The 19836-nt window shown below is 66.2% G+C and carries 18 protein-coding genes; 14 read left to right on the top strand and 4 right to left on the bottom strand.

From position 1 onward, the window contains the following. Positions 1-18 precede the first annotated feature (18 nt). The 4 genes from DIE15_RS27750 (at position 19) to dsbD (ending at position 3913) form a co-directional block, all read left to right on the top strand. Positions 19-996, top strand: a complete 978-nt coding sequence (locus tag DIE15_RS27750; protein WP_006477176.1) for a DNA-directed RNA polymerase subunit alpha — start codon at positions 19-21, stop codon at positions 994-996. Between the two features lie 147 nt (positions 997-1143). Next, a complete protein-coding gene (gene rplQ / locus DIE15_RS27745; protein WP_006477175.1) occupies positions 1144-1539 on the top strand; it encodes a 50S ribosomal protein L17 in 396 nt (131 codons plus the stop codon). Between the two features lie 207 nt (positions 1540-1746). Then, on the top strand, positions 1747-2073 hold the full coding sequence (gene cutA / locus DIE15_RS27740) for a divalent-cation tolerance protein CutA (RefSeq protein WP_057924809.1): 327 nt from the start codon (positions 1747-1749) through the stop codon (positions 2071-2073). Next, positions 2066-3913 (top strand): protein-disulfide reductase DsbD, encoded by a 1848-nt coding sequence (dsbD, locus tag DIE15_RS27735; RefSeq protein ID WP_124834842.1) that lies wholly within the window; start codon positions 2066-2068, stop codon positions 3911-3913. Before cutA ends, dsbD begins: the two co-directional genes overlap by 8 nt. A gap of 112 nt (positions 3914-4025) precedes the next feature. On the opposite strand, the gene hemB is transcribed toward dsbD, so the two are convergent. Next, positions 4026-5024, bottom strand: a complete 999-nt coding sequence (gene hemB, locus DIE15_RS27730) for a porphobilinogen synthase (protein ID WP_057924807.1) — start codon at positions 5022-5024, stop codon at positions 4026-4028. A gap of 253 nt (positions 5025-5277) precedes the next feature. After that, positions 5278-5937, bottom strand: a complete 660-nt coding sequence (gene yihA, locus DIE15_RS27725) for a ribosome biogenesis GTP-binding protein YihA/YsxC (protein WP_044848923.1) — start codon at positions 5935-5937, stop codon at positions 5278-5280. Positions 5938-6153: 216 nt separating this feature from the next. Between yihA and DIE15_RS27720 the strand changes: the two genes are divergently transcribed. The 5 genes from DIE15_RS27720 (at position 6154) to msrQ (ending at position 12294) form a co-directional block, all read left to right on the top strand. Next, positions 6154-6807 carry a cytochrome c gene (locus tag DIE15_RS27720; RefSeq protein WP_124834847.1) on the top strand — a complete coding sequence of 218 codons (654 nt, stop codon included), beginning with the start codon at positions 6154-6156 and terminating at the stop codon, positions 6805-6807. A gap of 208 nt (positions 6808-7015) precedes the next feature. After that, positions 7016-9232: a cytochrome c biogenesis protein ResB gene (locus tag DIE15_RS27710; protein WP_124834841.1), complete on the top strand. Its 2217-nt coding sequence runs from the start codon at positions 7016-7018 to the stop codon at positions 9230-9232. A gap of 4 nt (positions 9233-9236) precedes the next feature. Further along, positions 9237-10427, top strand: a complete 1191-nt coding sequence (gene ccsB / locus DIE15_RS27705; RefSeq protein ID WP_057924804.1) for a c-type cytochrome biogenesis protein CcsB — start codon at positions 9237-9239, stop codon at positions 10425-10427. A gap of 161 nt (positions 10428-10588) precedes the next feature. After that, positions 10589-11584, top strand: coding sequence for a protein-methionine-sulfoxide reductase catalytic subunit MsrP (msrP, locus tag DIE15_RS27700; protein WP_124834840.1), 996 nt, complete (start codon positions 10589-10591; stop codon positions 11582-11584). 20 nt (positions 11585-11604) lie between these two features. Further along, positions 11605-12294, top strand: coding sequence for a protein-methionine-sulfoxide reductase heme-binding subunit MsrQ (gene msrQ / locus DIE15_RS27695; RefSeq protein ID WP_124834839.1), 690 nt, complete (start codon positions 11605-11607; stop codon positions 12292-12294). Positions 12295-12379: 85 nt separating this feature from the next. Here the strand turns inward: msrQ and lptM are convergent, their stop codons facing one another. Further along, a complete protein-coding gene (lptM, locus tag DIE15_RS27690; protein ID WP_057924802.1) occupies positions 12380-12661 on the bottom strand; it encodes an LPS translocon maturation chaperone LptM in 282 nt (93 codons plus the stop codon). 36 nt (positions 12662-12697) lie between these two features. Between lptM and cyaY the strand changes: the two genes are divergently transcribed. Continuing rightward, positions 12698-13024, top strand: a complete 327-nt coding sequence (gene cyaY, locus DIE15_RS27685) for an iron donor protein CyaY (RefSeq protein ID WP_057924801.1) — start codon at positions 12698-12700, stop codon at positions 13022-13024. Between the two features lie 96 nt (positions 13025-13120). On the opposite strand, the gene DIE15_RS27680 is transcribed toward cyaY, so the two are convergent. Continuing rightward, positions 13121-15508, bottom strand: a complete 2388-nt coding sequence (locus tag DIE15_RS27680; RefSeq protein WP_124834838.1) for a penicillin-binding protein 1A — start codon at positions 15506-15508, stop codon at positions 13121-13123. A gap of 227 nt (positions 15509-15735) precedes the next feature. Here DIE15_RS27680 and DIE15_RS27675 point away from each other — a divergent pair, with 227 nt between their 5' ends. The 4 genes from DIE15_RS27675 to DIE15_RS27660 are packed head-to-tail and all read left to right on the top strand — an operon-like array spanning position 15736 to position 19806. After that, on the top strand, positions 15736-16659 hold the full coding sequence (locus tag DIE15_RS27675) for a hypothetical protein (protein ID WP_057924799.1): 924 nt from the start codon (positions 15736-15738) through the stop codon (positions 16657-16659). After that, positions 16656-17291 carry a fimbrial protein gene (locus tag DIE15_RS27670; RefSeq protein ID WP_124834837.1) on the top strand — a complete coding sequence of 212 codons (636 nt, stop codon included), beginning with the start codon at positions 16656-16658 and terminating at the stop codon, positions 17289-17291. Before DIE15_RS27675 ends, DIE15_RS27670 begins: the two co-directional genes overlap by 4 nt. Further along, entirely contained in the window at positions 17288-18157 is an 870-nt protein-coding gene (locus DIE15_RS27665) for a hypothetical protein (RefSeq protein ID WP_057924797.1), read from the top strand. The genes DIE15_RS27670 and DIE15_RS27665 overlap by 4 nt, the downstream gene beginning before the upstream one ends. Next, positions 18154-19806 carry a type IV pilus secretin PilQ gene (locus tag DIE15_RS27660; RefSeq protein ID WP_124834836.1) on the top strand — a complete coding sequence of 551 codons (1653 nt, stop codon included), beginning with the start codon at positions 18154-18156 and terminating at the stop codon, positions 19804-19806. The genes DIE15_RS27665 and DIE15_RS27660 overlap by 4 nt, the downstream gene beginning before the upstream one ends. Positions 19807-19836: the final 30 nt, after the last annotated feature.

Raw genomic sequence — 19836 nt, 5'->3', positions numbered from 1 at the left:
TATTGAAAAGGAAAGCCCATGCAAACCAGTTTGCTGAAACCCAAGATCATCGCCGTGGAATCGCTGGGCGAGAACCACGCGAGGGTGGTCATGGAACCGTTCGAACGCGGTTACGGCCACACCTTGGGCAATGCGCTTCGCCGCGTGCTGCTGTCGTCGATGGTTGGCTACGCGCCGACCGAAGTCACGATCGCAGGCGTGGTGCACGAGTACTCGACGCTGGATGGCGTGCAAGAGGACGTCGTCAACCTGCTGCTGAACCTGAAGGGTGTGGTGTTCAAGCTGCACAACCGTGACGAAGTGACGGTGACCCTGCGCAAGGAAGGCGAAGGCGTCGTTACGGCCGGCGATATCGAGCTGGCTCACGATTGCGAAGTCATCAATCCGAATCACGTGATCGCACACCTGTCGAAGGGCGGCAAGCTCGACGTTCAGATCAAGATCGAGAAGGGTCGCGGCTATGTGCCCGGCAACGTTCGTCGCTACGGCGAAGACACGGCCAAGATCATCGGTCGCATTGTCCTCGACGCATCGTTCTCGCCGGTTCGCCGCGTGAGCTACGCCGTTGAAAGCGCCCGTGTCGAGCAGCGTACCGACCTCGACAAGCTCGTGATGAACATCGAGACGAGCGGCGTGATCACCCCGGAAGAGGCGATCCGTCAATCGGCTCGCATCCTGGTCGACCAACTGTCCGTGTTCGCGGCACTGGAAGGCACGGAAACGGCCGCCGAAGCACCGTCGCGCGCACCGCAGATCGATCCGATCCTGCTGCGTCCGGTGGACGATCTCGAGCTGACGGTTCGTTCGGCGAACTGCCTGAAGGCCGAGAACATCTACTACATCGGCGACCTGATCCAGCGCACGGAAAACGAGCTGCTGAAGACGCCGAACCTCGGTCGCAAGTCGCTCAACGAGATCAAGGAAGTGCTTGCTTCGCGCGGTCTCACGCTGGGCATGAAGCTCGAAAACTGGCCGCCGGCTGGTCTCGACAAGTAAGCCCGCTTGTAGCCAAGCTGGAGCTGTAGTTGGCAAAGATGCGGATTTACCTTTAGAATCCGCATCTTGCTTTTTTCGTTACCGGCCCGTGCACCCCAGCGGTGCGATAGAAGAGCTGGATCAAAACTTTGAATCAAGGAAACTGAAATGCGCCATCGTCATGGTCTGCGGAAACTGAACCGCACGAGCAGCCACCGTCTGGCTATGCTCCGTAACATGTCCAACTCGCTGATCGAGCACGAAGTCATCAAGACGACGCTGCCGAAGGCGAAGGAACTCCGTAAAGTCGTCGAGCCGCTGATCACGCTCGGCAAGAAGCCGTCGCTGGCAAACCGTCGCCTGGCGTTCAACCGCCTGCGCGATCGTGACTCAGTGGCGAAGCTGTTTGACGTGCTCGGTCCGCGCTTCGCGAACCGTCCGGGCGGCTACCTGCGCGTGCTGAAGTTCGGCTTCCGCGTCGGCGACAACGCACCGATGGCACTGGTCGAACTGCTCGATCGTCCGGAAGTCGACGAAACGGAAAACGTGCAAGAAGCTGAGTAAGCTTCCTGTACGCAGCAGTATCTGAAAAAGGGGCCGAGCAATTGCTTGGCCCTTTTTGTTTTTTGCGGCCCGCGAGCTGCGATCGATTGTCGCAGGCCAGTGCCGGCAGCGTCGCGCGCGCTGCGCTACGATACTGGACTGTCGGCACGGGCTCGCGATGGGCGATCCGCGGCGGCGAAAGCCGGTAGACCAGCCAGGGGGGCGCGTATGGTGGTGGTGTTGATGCTGACGACAGTGCCCGATGCGGCGACGGCCGCGGCGCTCGCCGACGGTGCGCTCGACGCACGGCTTGCCGCGTGCGTGTCGGAGCTCGGTGCGATCAAATCGCGCTATCACTGGCAGGGCAAGGTCGAAACGGCCGACGAGATCCAGTTGCTGTTCAAGACGAGCCCCGTGCGCTCGCTCGAACTGGAGCGATTTATTCTCGCGCATCATCCGTACGAGACGCCGGAAATCGTCTCGTGGCAGGCGACGGCCTCGGCCGCGTATGGCCAGTGGGTGACCAGCGAAACTCAACGTCTATTTCATGTTTAACGGTATGGCGCTTTCCGTGCGCGTGCGCGTGCTGCGGTTCCTCGTAGTCCTGTTGTCGCTCATGTTCGTGCTGGGCGACCTGTCGATCGCGCGCGCGGCCGACGATTTTCTCGATCCGTCGGTGGCGTTCAAGTTCAGCGCGAGCGAATCGCCGGGGCAGGTGGACGTCCGCTTCAAGGTCGCCAACGGCTACTACCTGTACCGCGAGCGGTTCGCGTTCGCGGTGAAGAGCGGGCAGGCGATGCTCGGCGCCCCTCAATTCCCTGCCGGTCATGTGAAGTTCGACCAGACGTTCCAGAAGGAAGTCGAAACCTATCGCGACGAGGTTGTAATTCACGTGCCGGTCAAGCAGGCAGCGGGGCCGTTTGAACTTGCGGTGACGTCGCAGGGGTGCGCCGACGAAGGAATCTGCTACCCGCCTGCGGAGCATGTCGTGAAGATCGACGGCGCTGCGCTGGGCGTGGTCGCGCCGGCCGATGGCGCGGCAGCTTCGGGTAGCTGGTTCGACAAGGTCACGAGCGCGGATTTCGCGCAGTCGCTGCTCGAGGGGCACGGCTTCTTCACGATCGTCGCGCTGTATTTCGTCGCAGGCGTCGTGCTGAGCCTCCTGCCCTGTTCGTATCCGATGATTCCGATCGTGTCCGCGATCATCATCGGCCAGGGTACGCGCGCGACGCATGCCCGCGGCTTTGCGCTGTCGCTTACCTACGTGGTCGGCATGGCGCTCGTTTATACGGTGCTCGGCATCGCTGCCGCACTGGTCGGCCAGAGCCTCGGCGCGTGGCTGCAGAATCCGTGGGTGCTCGGCGCGTTCGGCGTGCTGCTCACCGCATTCGCTGTATCGCTGATTTCGGGCAAGGACATCGCGCTGCCCGAGCGCTGGCAGAACGGCGCGGCCGAAGCATCGAGCGCGCGCCAGGGCGGCCATTTCGTCGCGGTCGCCGCGATGGGCGCATTGTCGGCGCTGGTCGTCGGCGCATGCATGACGGCACCGCTGTTTGCAGTGCTCGCATTCATTGCACATACCGGCAATGCATTGCTCGGCGGCGCCGCGCTGTTCGCGATGGGACTGGGGCTCGGCGTGCCGCTGCTGGTCGTCGGCATCGGTGCCGGCACGGTGCTGCCGCGCGCGGGCGCATGGATGGACGGCGTGAAGGTGTTCTTCGGTATCGTACTGCTCGCGGCCGCGCTGTGGATCGTGTGGCCGGTGCTGGCGGGCGGCTTGAAGATGGTGCTCGCTGCGTTGTGGCTGTTGGTCGCGGCCGCGGCGCTCGGCCTGTTCACGCCGCATGCCGGCGCCGCGTCGATCTGGCGCCGTCTCGGCCGCGGCCTCGGCGCTGCGCTTGCGATCTGGGCTGCGACGCTGCTCGTCGGCCTCGCAGCAGGATCCAACGATCCGGTGAAGCCGCTGGCCGTCCTCGCGGCGCGCACGGTTGCGTCGGGCGATGCGTCGGCAGCCGGTGCGGCTGCCGGGCAGCAGGGGCCGGCGTTTGCATCGGTACGCTCCAGCGGGGAACTCGACGCGCTGCTGAAGACCTCGGGCCAGCCTGTGATGCTCGACTTCTATGCCGATTGGTGTGTGAGCTGCAAGGAGATGGAGCATCTGACGTTCACCGATTCACGCGTGCAGGCGCGGCTCGCCCGGCTTCACCTGGTGCGTGCGGACGTCACCGCGAACAATCCGGACGACCAGGCGCTGCTCAAGCGCTTCAACCTGTTCGGGCCGCCGGGCATCATCTTCTTCGATCGCAACGGCAACGAAATCGGGCGCGTGGTCGGCTATCAGGCGGCCGAGACGTTCCTGCGCAGCCTCGATCGCGCAGCGGTACCGACGGTGTAACGCGCGCTTGTCAGCCCTGCATGGGCGGCCTCTGCACCGGCCGCGCTGCAAAAGAAAACGGCGGGACACCGAAGTGTCCCGCCGTTTTTCATTGTGCCGGCCGGCGCGCGGCTCAGCGTTGCGCTTTCAGCAGACGCGCGGCATCGAGCGCGAAGTACGTGAGCACGCCATCGGCACCCGCACGCTTGAATGCGAGCAGCGATTCGAGCACGACTTTGTCGTGGTCGAGCCAGCCGTTCATCGCGGCAGCCTTCAGCATCGCGTATTCACCACTCACCTGGTACACGTAGGTCGGGAAGCGGAACTCGTCCTTCACGCGGCGCACGATGTCGAGATACGGCATGCCGGGCTTGACCATCACCATGTCGGCGCCTTCGTCGATGTCGAGGCGTACTTCGCGCAGCGCTTCGTCGCTGTTCGCCGGATCCATCTGGTAGGTCATCTTGTTGCCCTTGCCCAGATTGGACGCCGAGCCGACCGCATCGCGGAACGGGCCGTAGAACGCCGACGCGAACTTGGCCGAATAGGCCATGATGCGCGTATGGATGTGGCCGTCGCTTTCCAGCATTTCGCGTATCGCGCCGATGCGCCCATCCATCATGTCCGACGGCGCGACGATGTCGACGCCGGCCTCCGCCTGTGCGCACGCCTGGTCGACCAGGATCTCGATCGTGTCGTCGTTGATTACGTAGCCGTTTTCGTCGAGCACGCCGTCCTGGCCGTGGCTCGTGTACGGATCGAGCGCGACGTCGGTCAGCACGCCGAGTTCGGGGAAGCGCTTCTTCAACTCCCGCACCGCGCGCGGGATCAGGCCTTCGGGATTGGCCGCTTCGCGCCCGTCAGGCGTTTTCAGCGACGGTTCGATGGCCGGGAACAGCGACAGCACGGGTACGCCGAGTTCGACGCACTGCTCGGCGACATGCATCAGCAGATCGACCGACACGCGCTCGACGCCGGGCATCGACGGTACGGGCTGGCGTTCGTTGGTGCCTTCGACGACGAACACCGGGTAGATCAGGTCGTCGGTGGTCAGGCGGTTTTCGCGCATCAGGCGGCGGGAGAAGTCGTCGCGGCGCATCCGGCGCGGACGGTGAAGCGGATGGAAGCTCATGGCGATTTGGCAGAAATCAGGGCAAGAAGGACCTTACGGAACCCTTAGGTCATTTTCGAGATCGTTGGTATATGATAGCGATCGAGCGGCACGCGTAGCGCGCTGCTCCCCGCTTCTCCTCCCTGAGCGGGTGCCTGTCGTTTTTCGATTAGGCTGTTTGACCCGCCGTTCAACGGCGGGTTTTTTTATGAGCCGGCCGAATCCGCAGGTGCCGTCAGGTGCGCACAGCCGATCCCGGCCGCGCGTTGCCCGCTCATTGTGCTACAGGCTCGCTTTTTTCGTCGGCGACGGACGGCCGCACCCAGCTTTCGATCAGTTCGTGCGCCTCGTCGAGCCCGGTGCGCTTCAGTGCCGAGAACAGCTGGACGGTCAGTTTGCCCTTCACGCCCTGGTCGCGGTACGCGTCGAGCCCCTTCTGCGTGTTGCGCAGCGCGTTGATGCTTTCCTGCCGCGTCAATTTGTCGCACTTCGTCAGCAGCGTGTGGATCGGCTTGCCGGTCGGCGCGAACCACTCGATCATCCGGCGATCGAGGTCGGTCAGCGGGCGGCGCGAATCCATCATCAGGATCAGGCCGCACAGCTGCGAACGGGTTGCGAGGTAGGACGACAGCAGCATTTCCCAGTGGGCCTTCGCGGCCCCCGGCACTTCCGCGTAGCCGTAGCCGGGCAGGTCGACGAGGTTCGCGACGGGCTCGGCGGCCGGGCCGACGGAGAAGTAGTTGATGTGCTGCGTGCGGCCGGGCGTCTTCGACGCGAAGGCGAGCCGCTTCTGGTTGCACAGCACGTTGATCGCCGTCGATTTGCCGGCATTCGAGCGGCCCGCGAACGCGATTTCCGGCTGCACCGTCGGCGGCAGGTCGCGCAGATGGTTGACGGTCGTGTAGAAGCGGGCTTGATGGAGCAAAAAGGCCATGGGAAACCGGAGGGACGGGGCGGCGCGAGCCGCTTGGTGGAGGCGGGGTAGCCCCGATAGGCGCGGGAGCTTTCAGCGCGATATTGTACAATACGACGGTTTTGCCGAAGGGCTGCGGGCGCCTGCCTCGCGCTTTTATGCAGCTTCTGCGGTAGACTGGTCGATGTCGTTTTTTGCAGAACCTCAAATTCCCACAAGACGAAACAGGGTGTGCGAATGAATCGACTGTGCAAGTCTCTGATGGTGCTTCAGGTTGCAGCAGGGTTCGTAGGTTTCGTAGCGGAGGCAAACGCGGCGGATGCGGCAAAGCCGGATCTGGACCGCGGCAAGGCGATTGCCGGGCAGGTCTGTGCGTCGTGTCACGGCGCCGACGGCAACAGCGCGTCGGGCAGTTTCCCGAAGCTCGCCGGCCAGCATCCCGAATATCTGGTCAAGCAGTTGAACGACTTCAAGGCCCAACCGGGTGCGAAGGGGCCGGCGCGGACCAATCCGGTGATGGTCGGGTTCGCGAGCGCGTTGAGTGCGGACGACATGCGCAACGTCGCCGCGTATTACGGGTCGCAGACGACAAAGCTCGGCACCGCACGTGATGCGGCGACCGTGCCGATCGGTCAGAAGATCTATCGAGGCGGCATCGCGGAAAAGGGTGTACCCGCCTGCGCGAGCTGCCACGGGCCGACGGGGCAGGGGATGCCGGTCCAGTACCCGCGTCTGTCGGGGCAGTGGGCCGATTACACGGTTGCCCAGTTGACCGCGTTCCAGCAGGGTGTCGGCGCGCGCAACAACAACGAGGCGATGCATCAGATCGCATCGCGTCTGTCGGACACCGAAATCAAGGCCGTCGCGGATTACATCGCGGGCCTGCGTTGAGCGGATCGTCGCGAATGGAATGACCGGGCGCCCGAAGGGCGGCCGGAGTCAGAACAAGAAAAGGGTGGGGCGCCGCGTGATTGCGGCCGCCTTGCCCTTTTTTGTTGTCAGCACTCGCCGGGGGCCGCCCCAAGCGTGCTGACCGCCCCCTCGGGGGGCAGCGAACATAGTGAGCGTTGGGGGCTGTTTCCCCTTAGTCGGAGTTTGAATGAGCGTTACCACGTCGGGGTTGCAGTCGAAGTCGGGTCAAAGTGCGTCCAGGCGCGCAATCGAGTTGCTGAGCTCGATGCGCTTCGCGATCGCGCTGCTGGTGGTGCTGTCGATCGCGAGCATTGTCGGCACGGTCCTGACCCAGGACGACCCGTATCCGAACTACGTGAACCAGTTTGGGCCGTTCTGGGCGGACATCTTCCGCTCGCTGGGCCTGTACAACGTGTACAGCGCGTGGTGGTTCATGCTGATCCTGATCTTCCTCGTCGTGTCGATTTCGCTGTGCGTGATCCGCAACGCACCGAAGATGCTCGCCGATGCGAAGAGCTGGAAGGACAAGGTCCGCGAAGGCAGTCTGCGCGCGTTCCACCACAAGGCCGAATACACGGCGTCCGGCACGCGTGCGACCGCTGCGGCCACGCTCGCCACGTTCGTCACCAAGGCCGGCTACAAGCACGTCGTGCGTGAAACCGACGGCGCGACGCTGATCTCCGCGAAGCGCGGCGCGCTGACGAAGTGGGGCTACATCTCCGCGCACCTTGCGATCGTCGTGATCTGTATCGGCGGCCTGCTCGACAGCAACCTGCCGATCAAATTCCAGATGTGGATGTTCGGCAAGAGCCCGGTCAACACGAGCGCGACGATCAGCGAGATCTCGTCCGACCACCGGCTGTCCGCGTCGAATCCGACGTTCCGCGGCTACGCATGGGTGCCGGAAGGCCAGTTCGTGTCGACCGCGATCCTGAACCAGCCGAGCGGTTCGCTGATCCAGGATCTGCCGTTCTCGATCCAGCTCAACAAGTTCATCGTCGACTACTACACGACGGGGATGCCGAAGCTGTTCGCGAGCGACATCGTCGTGATCGATCGCGAGACGGGCCAGAAGATCCCGGCGCGCGTCGAGGTCAACAAGCCGTTCACGTACAAGGGCGTGTCGATCTACCAGTCGAGCTTCCAGGACGGCGGCTCGCAGATGCAGATGACGGCCTACCCGATGACGGGCGACAACGCGAAGACCTTCGCGGTGAAGGGCACGATCGGCAGTACGGCGCCGCTGCAGATGCCGGGCAGCGACGGCGACACGATCGAGTTTTCCGACTTCCGCGCGATCAACGTCGAGAACATGGCCGACGCGAACGGCAAGCCGGACGTGCGCGGCGTTGCGAAGACGGAGTCGCTCAAGGAGGTGTTCGACGAGCGGCTCGGTTCCGGCGCGAAGACGTCGAAGCCGATGCAGCTCCACAACATCGGCCCTTCGGTGCAGTACAAGATTCGTGGCAAGGACGGCCAGGCGCGCGAATTCAACAACTACATGCTGCCCGTCGACATGGGCGGCACGCGTGTGTTCCTCGCCGGCGTGCGTGCGAGCCCGAACGATCCGTTCCGCTACATGCGGATTCCGGCCGACAGCCAGGATTCGATCGGCGAATGGATGCGCCTGCGCGCAGCGCTCGAGGATCCGGCTGTTCGCGCCGATGCCGCCGCACGCTTCGCGCAACGTTCGCTGCCGACGACCGGGGCGTCGCTGCGCAGCCGCCTGCAGGACAGCGCGTTCAAGGTGCTGACCCTTTTTGCGGCGAGTGACGACAGTGTCGGTCGCGGCGCCGACGGCCAGCCGGTCGGCGGCTTCCAGGCAGTGGCGACGTTCATCGACCGTTCGGTGCCGAAGGCCGAGCAGGAAAAGGCGGCCAGCCTGCTGCTGCGCATGCTCGAGGGCTCGATGTGGGAGGTCTGGCAGATCGCGCGCGAGCGCGCCGGCGAGCCGGCTGCCCAGCAGGGCACGGACACGATCCGCTTCGTTCAGAACGCGATCAATGCGCTATCCGACAGCTTTTTGTATGGATCGCCGGTCTATTTGCAGCTTGACTCCTTCAAGCAGGTGCAAGCTTCGGTATTTCAGTTGACGCGCGCACCCGGCAAGAATCTGGTGTATCTTGGCAGCCTGCTGTTGGTCGCCGGCATCTTCTCGATGTTCTACGTGCGCGAGCGGCGCCTCTGGTTCTGGCTCAAGGATGCCGGCTCGGGCGTCGATGTGGTGATGGCAATGTCCACGGCCCGCAAGACCTTCGATTTCGAGAAAGAATTCGTGCAGACGCGCGACGCGGCCGGCGCCGCCTTGCGCGCCGCACCGCGCGACGCCGCGCCGGCTGGTGCGGCAGCGACTGCCCGTCCGCCCGCCGGCGGCGGTTCCGATTCCGAGAATTCCACCCGGTAACATCATGGATCTCACTCAAGTTTCCTCTTCCCGTTCGGGGCCGGTCCTGGCCCCGAATCCGGCGCCGTTGTTCGACGACCGTCCGTTCCTCGCCCGCCTGTCGGTCATCGACTGGCTGTTTGCCCTGGCGCTCGTGGTCGGCGCGGGCTATGCGTTCGTGCACTACAACGAACACATGAATTACTACGACAAGGCAGTGATGATCGGCACGGTGCCGGCGCTTGTCGTGCTCGGCTGGCGCTGGAAGCCCGCGCGGCTGATGATGGCGTCGATCGCGGTGCTGTCACTGCTGTCGATCCAGATCTACCAGGGCGATCTCGCGCGCGCCGATTCGGCGTTCTTCCTCAAGTACTTCCTGTCGAGCCAGTCGGCGATCCTGTGGATGAGCGCGCTGTTCGTGCTCGCGACGATCTTCTACTGGATCGGCTTGCTCGCACGTTCGGAGTCGGGCTCCGCGATCGGACAGAAGCTCACGTGGGTCGCCGTGCTGATGGGTTTCACCGGCCTGATGGTGCGCTGGTACGAGTCCTATCTGATCGGTGCCGATGTCGGGCACATCCCCGTGTCGAACCTGTATGAAGTGTTCGTGCTGTTCAGCCTGATCACCGCACTGCTTTATCTGTATTACGAAGGTCACTACGGCACGCGCTCGCTTGGCGCATTCGTGCTGCTGGTCATCAGCGCGGCCGTCGGCTTCCTGATGTGGTACTCGGTCGCGCGCGATGCGCAGCAGATCCAGCCGCTCGTGCCGGCGCTGCAGAGCTGGTGGATGAAGATCCACGTGCCGGCGAACTTCATCGGCTACGGCAGCTTCGCGCTGTCGGCGATGGTGTCGGTCGCTTACCTGATGAAGGAGCGCGGCGTGCTCGCCGATCGCCTGCCGACGCTCGAGGTGCTCGACGACGTGATGTACAAGTCGATCGCGGTCGGCTTCGCTTTCTTCACGATCGCGACGATCCTCGGCGCGTTGTGGGCCGCGGAAGCATGGGGCGGCTACTGGAGCTGGGACCCGAAGGAAACCTGGGCGCTGATCGTGTGGCTCAATTACGCAGCCTGGCTGCACATGCGCCTGATGAAGGGCTTGCGCGGCGCGGTTGCCGCCTGGTGGGCGCTCACGGGCCTGCTCGTGACGACGTTCGCGTTCCTCGGCGTCAACATGTTCCTGTCCGGGCTGCACAGCTACGGCAAGCTGTAAGATTTCCGACGCTGGTCCGACAAAAGACCGCCGGCGCACTGCGTGCCCGGCGGTTTTCTTTTGTAACGGGCGGGCGGTCCCGGGCGTCGAACGGCGCATGATGGGTCGGGTCGAACGCTCATGAAGCGTGCGCGCCGCGCATGCAGGAGAGGAGCAGCACGATGTGGATCAAACACCCTATGCGCACCGTACTGACCGGCGGTGATATCGCGCAGAGCCAGATTACGCCGCGCGCGGTGTTCGAGAACCGGCGGCGCGTATTGCAGGTGGCCGGCCTCGCTGCGGCGGGCGGATTGCTCGGCGGCAGCGGCACGGCGTTCGCCGCGTATGCGTCGCCCGACGCGCGAGCCGCGAAGCTTGCGGCGAAAACCAACCCGAAGTTCGTCGCGGCCGACAAGGTGACGCCGTTCAAGGACATCACGTCCTACAACAACTTCTACGAATTCGGCACCGACAAGGGTGACCCGGCGCAGAACGCCGGCTCGTTGCGGCCGCACCCGTGGCGCATGAGCGTCGAGGGCGAGGTGCTGCACCCGAAGGTATTCGATCTCGACGAACTGCTGAAGCTCGCGCCGCTCGAGGAGCGCGTGTACCGGCTGCGCTGCGTCGAGGGCTGGTCGATGGTGATTCCGTGGATCGGCGTGCCGTTGTCAGAGCTGATCAAGCGCGTGCAGCCGACCGGCAACGCGAAATACGTGCAGTTCATCACGCTGGCTGATCCGTCGCAGATGCCGGGGCTGTCGACGCCGGTGCTCGACTGGCCGTACTCGGAAGGGCTGCGGATGGACGAGGCGATGAATCCGCTGACGCTGCTGACGATGGGTGTCTACGGGCAAGTGCTGCCGAACCAGAACGGTGCGCCGGTGCGGATCGTCGTGCCATGGAAGTACGGTTTCAAGAGCGCGAAGTCGCTCGTGAAGATCCGCTTCGTCGACAAGCAGCCGAAGACGAGCTGGAACACGTATGCGTCGAACGAATACGGTTTCTATTCGAACGTGAACCCGAATGTCGATCACCCGCGCTGGAGCCAGGCGACCGAGCGCCGGATCGGCGAGGACGGCTTCTTCACGCCGAAGCGCAAGACGCTGATGTTCAACGGCTATGGCGATCTCGTCGCGTCGATGTACCAAGGCATGGACCTGAAGAAGAACTTCTGAGTGCGACGGTGAGAAACGACATGCCTCCTTCGACGCTGACACCGGCTCGCGCGTCCGGCACGCACACGGCTACTGCGGAGACATCCCGGCGCGGCCCGGCACGTATTGCGTCGCCGAGCTGGCTCGCGCCCGCCAAGGTGCTGGTTTTCGCGGTCGGCCTCTATCCGCTCGCGCGTCTCGTGCTGTTCGGGCTGACCGACCGGCTCGGCGCGAACCCGATCGAATTCATCACGCGCTCGACGGGCCTCTGGACGCTGGTGATGCTCTGCGTCACGCTCGCCGTCACGCCGCTTCGGCGCGTGACGGGCGTTCCCGCGCTGCTGCGCTTTCGCCGGATGATCGGCCTGTTCGCGTTCTTTTACGCGACGCTGCATTTCACGACGTATCTGTGGTTCGACAAGTGGTTCGACGTGCTCGCGATCCTGAAGGACGTCGGCAAGCGTCCGTTCATCACGGTCGGTTTCGCCGCGTTCGTGCTGCTGATTCCGCTGGCCGCGACATCGCCGCGTGCGATGGTGCGCCGGCTCGGCCGTCACTGGGCGACGCTACATCGCGCGATCTATGCAATCGCGCTGTTCGGCGTGCTGCATTTCTGGTGGATGCGGGCCGGCAAGGACGATCTCGCGCAGCCGAAGCTTTACGCGACGATCGTCGCGGTGCTGCTCGGCTGGCGGCTGCTTGGATGGGGCTGGCGGCGCATCCGCGCGTGACGATGCCGACCCGAAAAAACAAAAGGCGATGACGGGAGGTCATCGCCTTTTTCGCGAAAGAAACCGCGCGCGCGGCGGCGCGCGACTACTGCGTGGAGGCTGGGCCCGATGCCGGCGTGGCGGCCTTCGACGCACCGTTCGACAGCTCGGGCGACAGCGTGAGCGGCGTGCCGGAAGAATCGGGAATGCTGTCGGACGACGCGTTTTCATCGGTCGGCGTGACGTCCGACGGCGGCGTGTCCTGCTGCTGGATGGGCTTCGCCGGCAACGGGGGCACGGTAGGCAGATAGAGCGGACCGCGTTGACCGCAGCCGGCAAGAATCGCCAAAGCCGCTACAATCGCGCTCATCCGGAAAACGACTCGCATGATCGTCCCTGAACAATTTAACCGATAGAGTTTAGCATGTCCGATACTGAATACCTGGCCCGTGCCGAGGCCGTGCTGGCGGCCGTCGAGCGTACCGTGGATGCCGCGAACGACGGCGATCACGACATCGATCTGGAGCGCAACGGCGGCGTGCTGACGCTGACGTTCGAGAACGGCTCGAAGATCATCATCAACCTGCAGCCGCCGATGAAGGAGCTGTGGATCGCCGCGAAGGCGGGCGGTTTCCATTACCGTTTCGTGGACGGCGAATGGCGCGATACGCGCACCGGCACCGAATTCTTCTCGGCACTCACCGACTACGCGACGCAGCAGGCCGGCCTGCCGATCTCGTTCGGCGCGTAACGACCGGCACGCCCGCCCGGCGGGGCGCCGATACGTCGGATCAACGCACAAAGAAAAAGCGCCCCGCGGGGCGCTTTTGCATGTTCGGGCCGTTCGTCAGTGGCCGCGGAACAGGTTCATGATGTCCTGCTTTTCCTGCTCGTCGACGTGCGGCACCGCTTCTTCGACGTTCTGCGTGGACGGCGCCTGCGGCACGCCGACCGTCGACACGAAGCCGTGCCCCGGCGCGAACTCGGTGAAGTACAGTTCGCCGCCGAGCGACTGGACGTCGTCCGGCATCGTCGGCTTGAACTCCGGCACGCCCTTCAACGCCGCGCCCATGTAGTCGATCCAGACCGGCAGCGACAGGCCGCCGCCGGTTTCGCGATCGCCGAGGCTGCGCGGGTTGTCGTAGCCGATCCATGCGATCGCCGCGAGCGTGTGCTGGTAGCCGGCGAACCACGCGTCGTGCGAGTCGTTCGTCGTGCCGGTCTTGCCCGCGAGGTCGGTACGCTTCAGCACGTTGGTGCGCGCGCCCGTGCCGCGCTGCGCGACGCTCTGCAGCAGGCTGTTCGTCACGTACGCGTTGCGTGCGTCGATCGCGCGCGGCGCGTTCTGCTCGGCAACGAGCGGCTGCGCGCGGGCGACGATCGCGCCGTTCGGATCGGTCACTTCGGCGATCAGGTACGGATTCACGCGGAAGCCGCCGTTCGCGAATACCGAGTACGCGCCGGCCATCTGCAGCGGCGTGACCTGGCCCGCGCCGAGCGCCATCGGCAGGTAGGCCGGATGACGGTCGGCGTCGAAGCCGAAGCGCGTGATGTACTGCTGCGCGTACTTCGTGCCGATGTGGTTCAGGATCCGGATCGACACGAGGTTGCGCGAGCGCTGCAGCGCGGTGCGCATCGACATCGGGCCTTCGAAGCCGCCGCCGTAGTTCTTCGGTTCCCACGGCTGGCCGCCGGTTTCCGCGGCGCTGAAATACAGCGGGCCGTCGTTGATCACCGTGGCCGGGCCGAGGCCCTTGTCGAGCGACGCCGAGTAGATGAACGGCTTGAACGACGAACCCGGCTGCCGCCACGCCTGCGTGACGTGGTTGAACTTGTTCTTGTTGTAGTCGAAGCCGCCGACGAGCGAGCGGATCGCGCCGTCCTGCGGGACGATCGAGATGAACGCACCCTCGACTTGCGGCAACTGCGTGATCGACCACTTGCCGGCGTCGTTCTTCACGACACGGACGATCGCGCCCGGGCGGATGCGGCGGTTCGGCTGCGCGCTGGCCGACAGCGCGCTCGATGCGAAGCGCAGGTTGTCGCCTTCGATCGTCGCGCTGCTGCCGTCGATGAAGGCAACCGTGATCTGGCGCGGGGTTGCCGCGGTGACGACCGCCGCGATCAGCTCGCCGTTGTCGGGGTGCTCGAGCAGCGCGTCGTCGATTGCCTGCTCGCGGTCGTCGGCTCCGGCCGGCAGCTCGATGAAGCCTTCCGGCCCGCGATAGCCGTGGCGGCGCTCGTAATCCATGATGCCCTTGCGCAGCGCGGTGTACGCGACCTGCTGGTCGGCGGAATCGATCGTCGTGACGACATTGAAGCCGCGCGTATAGGTTTCCTCGCGGTACTGCGCGTACATCATCTGCCGGACCATTTCCGCGACGTACTCGGCGTGCACGCTGAACTCGCGACCCGCGCCCTTGACGACGAGCGGTTGCGCGACGGCCTCGTCGTACTGCTCGCGCGTGATGAAGTTCAGCTCGAGCATCCGCTGCAGGATGTATTCCTGGCGGACTTTCGCGCGCTTCGGATTGACGACCGGGTTATACGCGGACGGCGCCTTCGGCAGCCCCGCGAGCATCGCCGCTTCGGCGAGCGTGATGTCCTTCAGGTCCTTGCCGAAATACACGCGCGCGGCGCTCGCGAAGCCGTACGCACGCTGGCCGAGATAGATCTGATTCATGTACACCTCGAGAATCTGATCCTTCGTCAGCGCGCGCTCGATCCGGTACGCGAGCAGCATCTCGTAGATCTTGCGCGTGTAGGTCTTTTCGCTCGACAGGAAGAAGTTGCGCGCGACCTGCATCGTGATCGTGCTCGCGCCCTGCGACGCATGGCCGTTCGTCAGCGCGACGAAGCCCGCGCGGGCGATGCCGGTGAGGTCGACGCCGCCGTGATCGTAGAAGCGCGCATCCTCGATCGCGAGGATCGCTTTCTTGAGCGAGTCGGGCACGTCCTTGAAATGGACGATGTCGCGGCGTTCCTCGCCGAATTCGCCGATCAGCACGTGATCGGACGTATAGATGCGCAGCGGTACCTTCGGACGATAGTCGGTCAGTGCGTCGAGCGACGGCATGTTCGGCCACGCGACGACGAGCGCGTAGCCGAGCACGAGGCCGCCGGCCACGACGAGGGCCACGCACATCGCGGCGACGCCGATCAGGACTTTCTGCCACCAGGGCCGCTTCTTCGGCTCGGGCGCGGGAGGCGGGGACGTAGGAGACGTGGATTGCATAGGCATACCGGAAAACAGTCCCGCGATTATAGCTGCCCGGTAAGACCGGTCCTGACGCGGGCGGGCGCCCGCCGGAAAGCGGCGGATCGCGGTGCCCCCAGCATAGCGTCCGCGAGGCCGTTGCGCGCCATGCCTGGCCGTTCGGCCGACTGTCGGACAAACGCGCCGCTTTGCAGAATCAGGCATCGGAAACGCGGCGTGGGCCGCAACGATCGCGGGAGGCAGGGATGACAGGACGATGGGCGGCGCGGTTCGCGCCGGGCAGGCACCGTTCGACGGGAATCGACGTCGGGGCGGACGAGGTGAGGGTGGCCGTGCTGAGCCGGCGCGGCCGGGTCGCGGATGTGCGGGTCGAAGGGCTCGAGCGGGAGCCGGTGGGGCTGGCGGACGGTCCGGAGGACGCGCGCTGGGCCGCGGTCGCAAGGGCGCTGGCGGCAGCTATGTCGCGGCTGTCGGCGGCTGGTGTGCGCTGCGATGCGCGCGGCGTGATGGCGCTGCGCGACGACGAGATGCGGACCGCGACGCTCGACCTGGCCGGGCGCGACGACGTCGCCCATGCCGCCCGGCAGGCGGCCGAGCGCATTTCGGGGCTGGCGCCGGACAGCCTCGCGTTCGACTGGCGGCAGGACGACGGCGCGTGTCCTGATGAGATTGCGGTCGCCGTGGCGCCGCAGGCATTGCTCGAGCGGCGGATCGACGTGGCCGCGCAGGCCGGCATTGACCTGACGGCCGTTGACGGCGAGTCGGCTGCCGCGCTGCGCGCGTTGCGCTATGCCGCGCAGTTCGAAATCGACGCGCACGGCCCGTACGCCGCGTTCTGGTTCTGCGACACGGGCGTGCACGGCTGGCGGGTCGACGGCGCGGTCGCCGCACCGGTGCTCGCGGTGTCTGGCGACGTGCAGGCGGCGCTCCCCGACGCATTGCGCCAGTGCGCATTCGCGCCGGTGCGCTGCGTGCTCGTGGCCGGCGACACGCGCTGCATCGCCCGCTGCGGCACATCGGTCGCCGATATCGGCGATGCGCTCGGTGTGGCTGCGGTGCCGTTCGACTGCACCGGATGGAACGGGCTGCCCCGCGGGCCCGCCGGTGGGCCGGGCGCTCCGGCATTTGCCGTCGCGGTCGGGCTGGCGCTGCGCGGGGTGTGGGAATGATGGCCGATACGGGGGGCGGGCGGGTTGTCGTCGGCCACGCCGCGCTCGGCGGCTTCAATCTGCTGCCGTATCGTGAGCGGCTGGCGCAGGCGTTGCGGCGGCGCCGTGCCACGCAGTGCGGGGCAGCGATCGTACTCGGCGTATTCGGGGCCAGCGTCTGGGCGGGGGCGCAGACAGTGTGGAGATGGCGCGTGGATGCCGAGCGTACGCGTGTGGAGGCGCAATTGCGGCAATTGCAGCCACAGGTCGATGCCGCGCGGCGCGCCGCTGGCGCGGCCGCTGATCTTGCGCAACGCGATGCGCGGTCGGTCGTACTTGCCGCGCCTTACCGGCGTGCCACCGGGCTCCTCGCGACGCTGGCGCGGGTGCGCGACGACACCGTTCGGCTCGACGCATTGCGCGCGACTTCGTCTGGCGCCGTGCTCGACGCACGCGCGACGAGTTACCGGGCGGCCGCACGATGGCTCGCGCGGATTGCGGCCGGCCAGCGCGACTGGCGATTCGATATCGGTGCGCTGACGCCGGCTTCGGTCACGCCGGTCACGGGGGCAGTCGTGCCGTTCCGGTTTTCCGTACAGGTGCGCTGGCACGACGCGTCGCCGCGGCAGGGCGCAGCGGGAGGCGGTGCATGACAGCGGTCGCGCAACGGTTCATGCCAGGCGTTGCCGGGTCGCTCGGCCGCATGACGCGGGTGTCGCCGGCCACGGCACACGCCGTTGGCTGCGTGGTGGCATTCGTGTTCGTGATGGCGGGCGGCATTCATCTGACGGATGCCGTCGACTGGAGCGGACTCGCACGCAGTCGCGCGCTGCTGGCAACGGCACAGGTGCGTGCCGCCGACACACAGCGGTTGCTCGCGACCGCCGCGCGGCGGCGCGACACCGACCCGGCTGCCGGGCGCAATGTCCGCTCGCCGAGTGCGCTGGCGTGGCCCGCGCTGATGCTGGAGCTGGCCGACTTGGCCGGGGCGAGCGGATTGCGGATCGTGTCGATCGAGCCGCGGCGCCCGGACGAGGCGGCGCCGGATGGCCGGCGCACGGTGCGGATCGTCGCGGACGGTGGCTTTGCAGCGCTGCTGCGGCTGATGGGCGGGCTGGCGGGTTTTCCCGCGCTGGTGGTGCCGTCGGTGCTGTATATCGAGCGAAAACCGCCCACGTCGCGGGTGGACATGACGATCGACGTGTTTCCGGCGCTGACGGGTGCCCGTTTTCCGGGCGGCTCGCTGCCCGTGCTGGCCGGTACACCCGGCGACGATCCATTCGGTGGCGCAGGTTTGCCCACGGTGGCCGACGATGCTGTGCCGCGCCTGGCCGGTACGTTTCGCGACGCGCGCACCGGGCTTGCGTTGTTCGACGCCGGTGACGGCGTGTTCGCGGCCGTCGCGCCGGGCGAAGCGCTCGGGGCGTCGCGAGTGATGCGTGTCGACGCCGAAGCCGTTACGCTTGCGACGGCCGATGGCGCGCGCCGGTTGGTCGTGGACGACGGAGGCCGCCCATGACGAAGTTCGGAGGATGGGCAATCACGTGCTGGATCGGATTGGGCGTGGCTGCGGCACACGCGGCGCTACCGCCTCTGCCGCCCTTGCCACCGGCAGGCTGGCCGATCGCACCGCCGCAGGTGCTCACTCAGGACACGCCGCTGCCGCAGGACGCGCTCGATGGCGCGGCCGGTATGAATGGGACCGCATCCGCGCAGGAGGGGCCACCGCCGTTCGATCAGGCAGCACGTGCAGCGCGTCAGGCGGACACAACCGCACCGGTGCCGCTGCTGGAAGGGCCGCCGGTCCCATTGCCGCCGCCGACGCGCATGAGCGACGCCGCCGCGCGGCACCCCGGCGATGCGGACGACGCGCGGCGGATCTCGCTGAATCTGCAAGGCGCCGGGCTCGCGGCCGCGTTCGACGCGCTCGCGCGCTTCACCGGACTCAACATCATCGTCGGCGAACAGGTGCGCGGCACCGTGACGTTACGTCTGAACAATGTCCGCTGGCGCGATGTGTTCGATACGTTGCTCGACACGCACGGGCTCGCGATGTCCCGGCGCGGCAACGTGATCTGGGTCACGCCGGCGGCCGAGCTCGCCGCGCGGGAGCGCGAGCGCTTCGAAACGCACGCCCGTGCGGCCGAACTGGAGCCGCTCGCGAGCCGGACCTTCGCACTGCGCTACCCGCGCGCGCTGGACGTGCAGCGGCTGCTGGCCGGTGCGACCGGCCAGCGCCTGCTGTCGAAACGTGGTGCCGCCGCGGCCGATCCGCGCACGAACCTGCTGTTCGTCACCGACCTCGAGCCGCGCATCGTGCAGATCGCGGGCCTGATCGACGCGATCGACCGGCCGTCGCGGCAAGTCCGGATCGAGGCGCGCATCGTCGAAGGCGAACAGGGCTTCTCGCGCAACCTCGGCGCACGCGTCGCGCTGCGCGCGCAGGGGCGGGCGCCCGCCACCGACGGTGCGGCATTCGCGACAGACACGCGTAACGCGCTCGACCTGGCCGCGCGGCCGCTCGGCGGGTTCGAGGCGGCGACGGCGGGCTTCACATTGTTCGCCGCGCCGCTCAGCCGCGTACTCGACGTCGAGCTGAGCGCGCTCGAGGCACAGGGGCGGGGCCAGATCGTCTCCAGCCCGCGCGTGGTGACGGCCGACCGCGTGAAGGCGATCGTCGAGCAGGGTTCGGAGCTGCCGTACCAGGCCAAGGTCGGCAACGGCGTGAGCGGCGTGCAGTTCCGCCGCGCGACGCTGAAGCTCGAGGTTGAGCCGCAGATCACACCCGACGGGCGCGTCGTGCTCGACCTGGACGTGACGAAGGACAGCATCGGCGAGCCGACTGCTGCCGGCCCGGCGATTCATACGAAGCACGTGCAGACGCGCGTGGAGGTCGAGGATGGCGGGACGGTTGCGATCGGCGGGATTTATGAGCAGTTGAACAGAGACGATGTGACGCGGGTGCCGCTCTTGGGCAAAATACCGGTTCTGGGCGCGCTTTTCCGGCACCGCGCGCGGCGCGACCAGCGCAGCGAACTGGTCGTCTTCATTACGCCGACGGTCGTCGGCGCGCGTTGCGAGACAGCCAGCGCGGGCGACGCGGATGCAGGAAAAACGGGGCCTGAAGCCGATGGCGCAGGCTCGACAAGGCAGCCGCTTTGCCAGTAAGCTGCGCCACACACCAGCAAGATTCAAGCA

The organism is Burkholderia sp. Bp9031, assembly GCF_003857965.1.
GTDB classification, from domain to species: domain Bacteria; phylum Pseudomonadota; class Gammaproteobacteria; order Burkholderiales; family Burkholderiaceae; genus Burkholderia; species Burkholderia ambifaria_A.
Note: the sequence above shows the minus strand (reverse complement) of the source record. Positions and strands in the feature narration are given on the sequence as shown.

Excerpts from the sequence above, each read along its gene's own strand:
- DIE15_RS27750 (WP_006477176.1), top strand. The coding sequence starts at position 19 with ATGCAAACCAGTTTGCTGAAACCCAAGATCATCGCCGTGGAATCGCTG.
- rplQ (WP_006477175.1), top strand. The coding sequence starts at position 1,144 with ATGCGCCATCGTCATGGTCTGCGGAAACTGAACCGCACGAGCAGCCAC.
- cutA (WP_057924809.1), top strand. The coding sequence starts at position 1,747 with ATGGTGGTGGTGTTGATGCTGACGACAGTGCCCGATGCGGCGACGGCC.
- dsbD (WP_124834842.1), top strand. The coding sequence starts at position 2,066 with ATGTTTAACGGTATGGCGCTTTCCGTGCGCGTGCGCGTGCTGCGGTTC.
- hemB (WP_057924807.1), bottom strand. The coding sequence starts at position 5,024 with ATGAGCTTCCATCCGCTTCACCGTCCGCGCCGGATGCGCCGCGACGAC.
- yihA (WP_044848923.1), bottom strand. The coding sequence starts at position 5,937 with ATGGCCTTTTTGCTCCATCAAGCCCGCTTCTACACGACCGTCAACCAT.
- DIE15_RS27720 (WP_124834847.1), top strand. The coding sequence starts at position 6,154 with ATGAATCGACTGTGCAAGTCTCTGATGGTGCTTCAGGTTGCAGCAGGG.
- DIE15_RS27710 (WP_124834841.1), top strand. The coding sequence starts at position 7,016 with ATGAGCGTTACCACGTCGGGGTTGCAGTCGAAGTCGGGTCAAAGTGCG.
- ccsB (WP_057924804.1), top strand. The coding sequence starts at position 9,237 with ATGGATCTCACTCAAGTTTCCTCTTCCCGTTCGGGGCCGGTCCTGGCC.
- msrP (WP_124834840.1), top strand. The coding sequence starts at position 10,589 with ATGTGGATCAAACACCCTATGCGCACCGTACTGACCGGCGGTGATATC.
- msrQ (WP_124834839.1), top strand. The coding sequence starts at position 11,605 with ATGCCTCCTTCGACGCTGACACCGGCTCGCGCGTCCGGCACGCACACG.
- lptM (WP_057924802.1), bottom strand. The coding sequence starts at position 12,661 with ATGCGAGTCGTTTTCCGGATGAGCGCGATTGTAGCGGCTTTGGCGATT.
- cyaY (WP_057924801.1), top strand. The coding sequence starts at position 12,698 with ATGTCCGATACTGAATACCTGGCCCGTGCCGAGGCCGTGCTGGCGGCC.
- DIE15_RS27680 (WP_124834838.1), bottom strand. The coding sequence starts at position 15,508 with ATGCAATCCACGTCTCCTACGTCCCCGCCTCCCGCGCCCGAGCCGAAG.
- DIE15_RS27675 (WP_057924799.1), top strand. The coding sequence starts at position 15,736 with ATGACAGGACGATGGGCGGCGCGGTTCGCGCCGGGCAGGCACCGTTCG.
- DIE15_RS27670 (WP_124834837.1), top strand. The coding sequence starts at position 16,656 with ATGATGGCCGATACGGGGGGCGGGCGGGTTGTCGTCGGCCACGCCGCG.
- DIE15_RS27665 (WP_057924797.1), top strand. The coding sequence starts at position 17,288 with ATGACAGCGGTCGCGCAACGGTTCATGCCAGGCGTTGCCGGGTCGCTC.
- DIE15_RS27660 (WP_124834836.1), top strand. The coding sequence starts at position 18,154 with ATGACGAAGTTCGGAGGATGGGCAATCACGTGCTGGATCGGATTGGGC.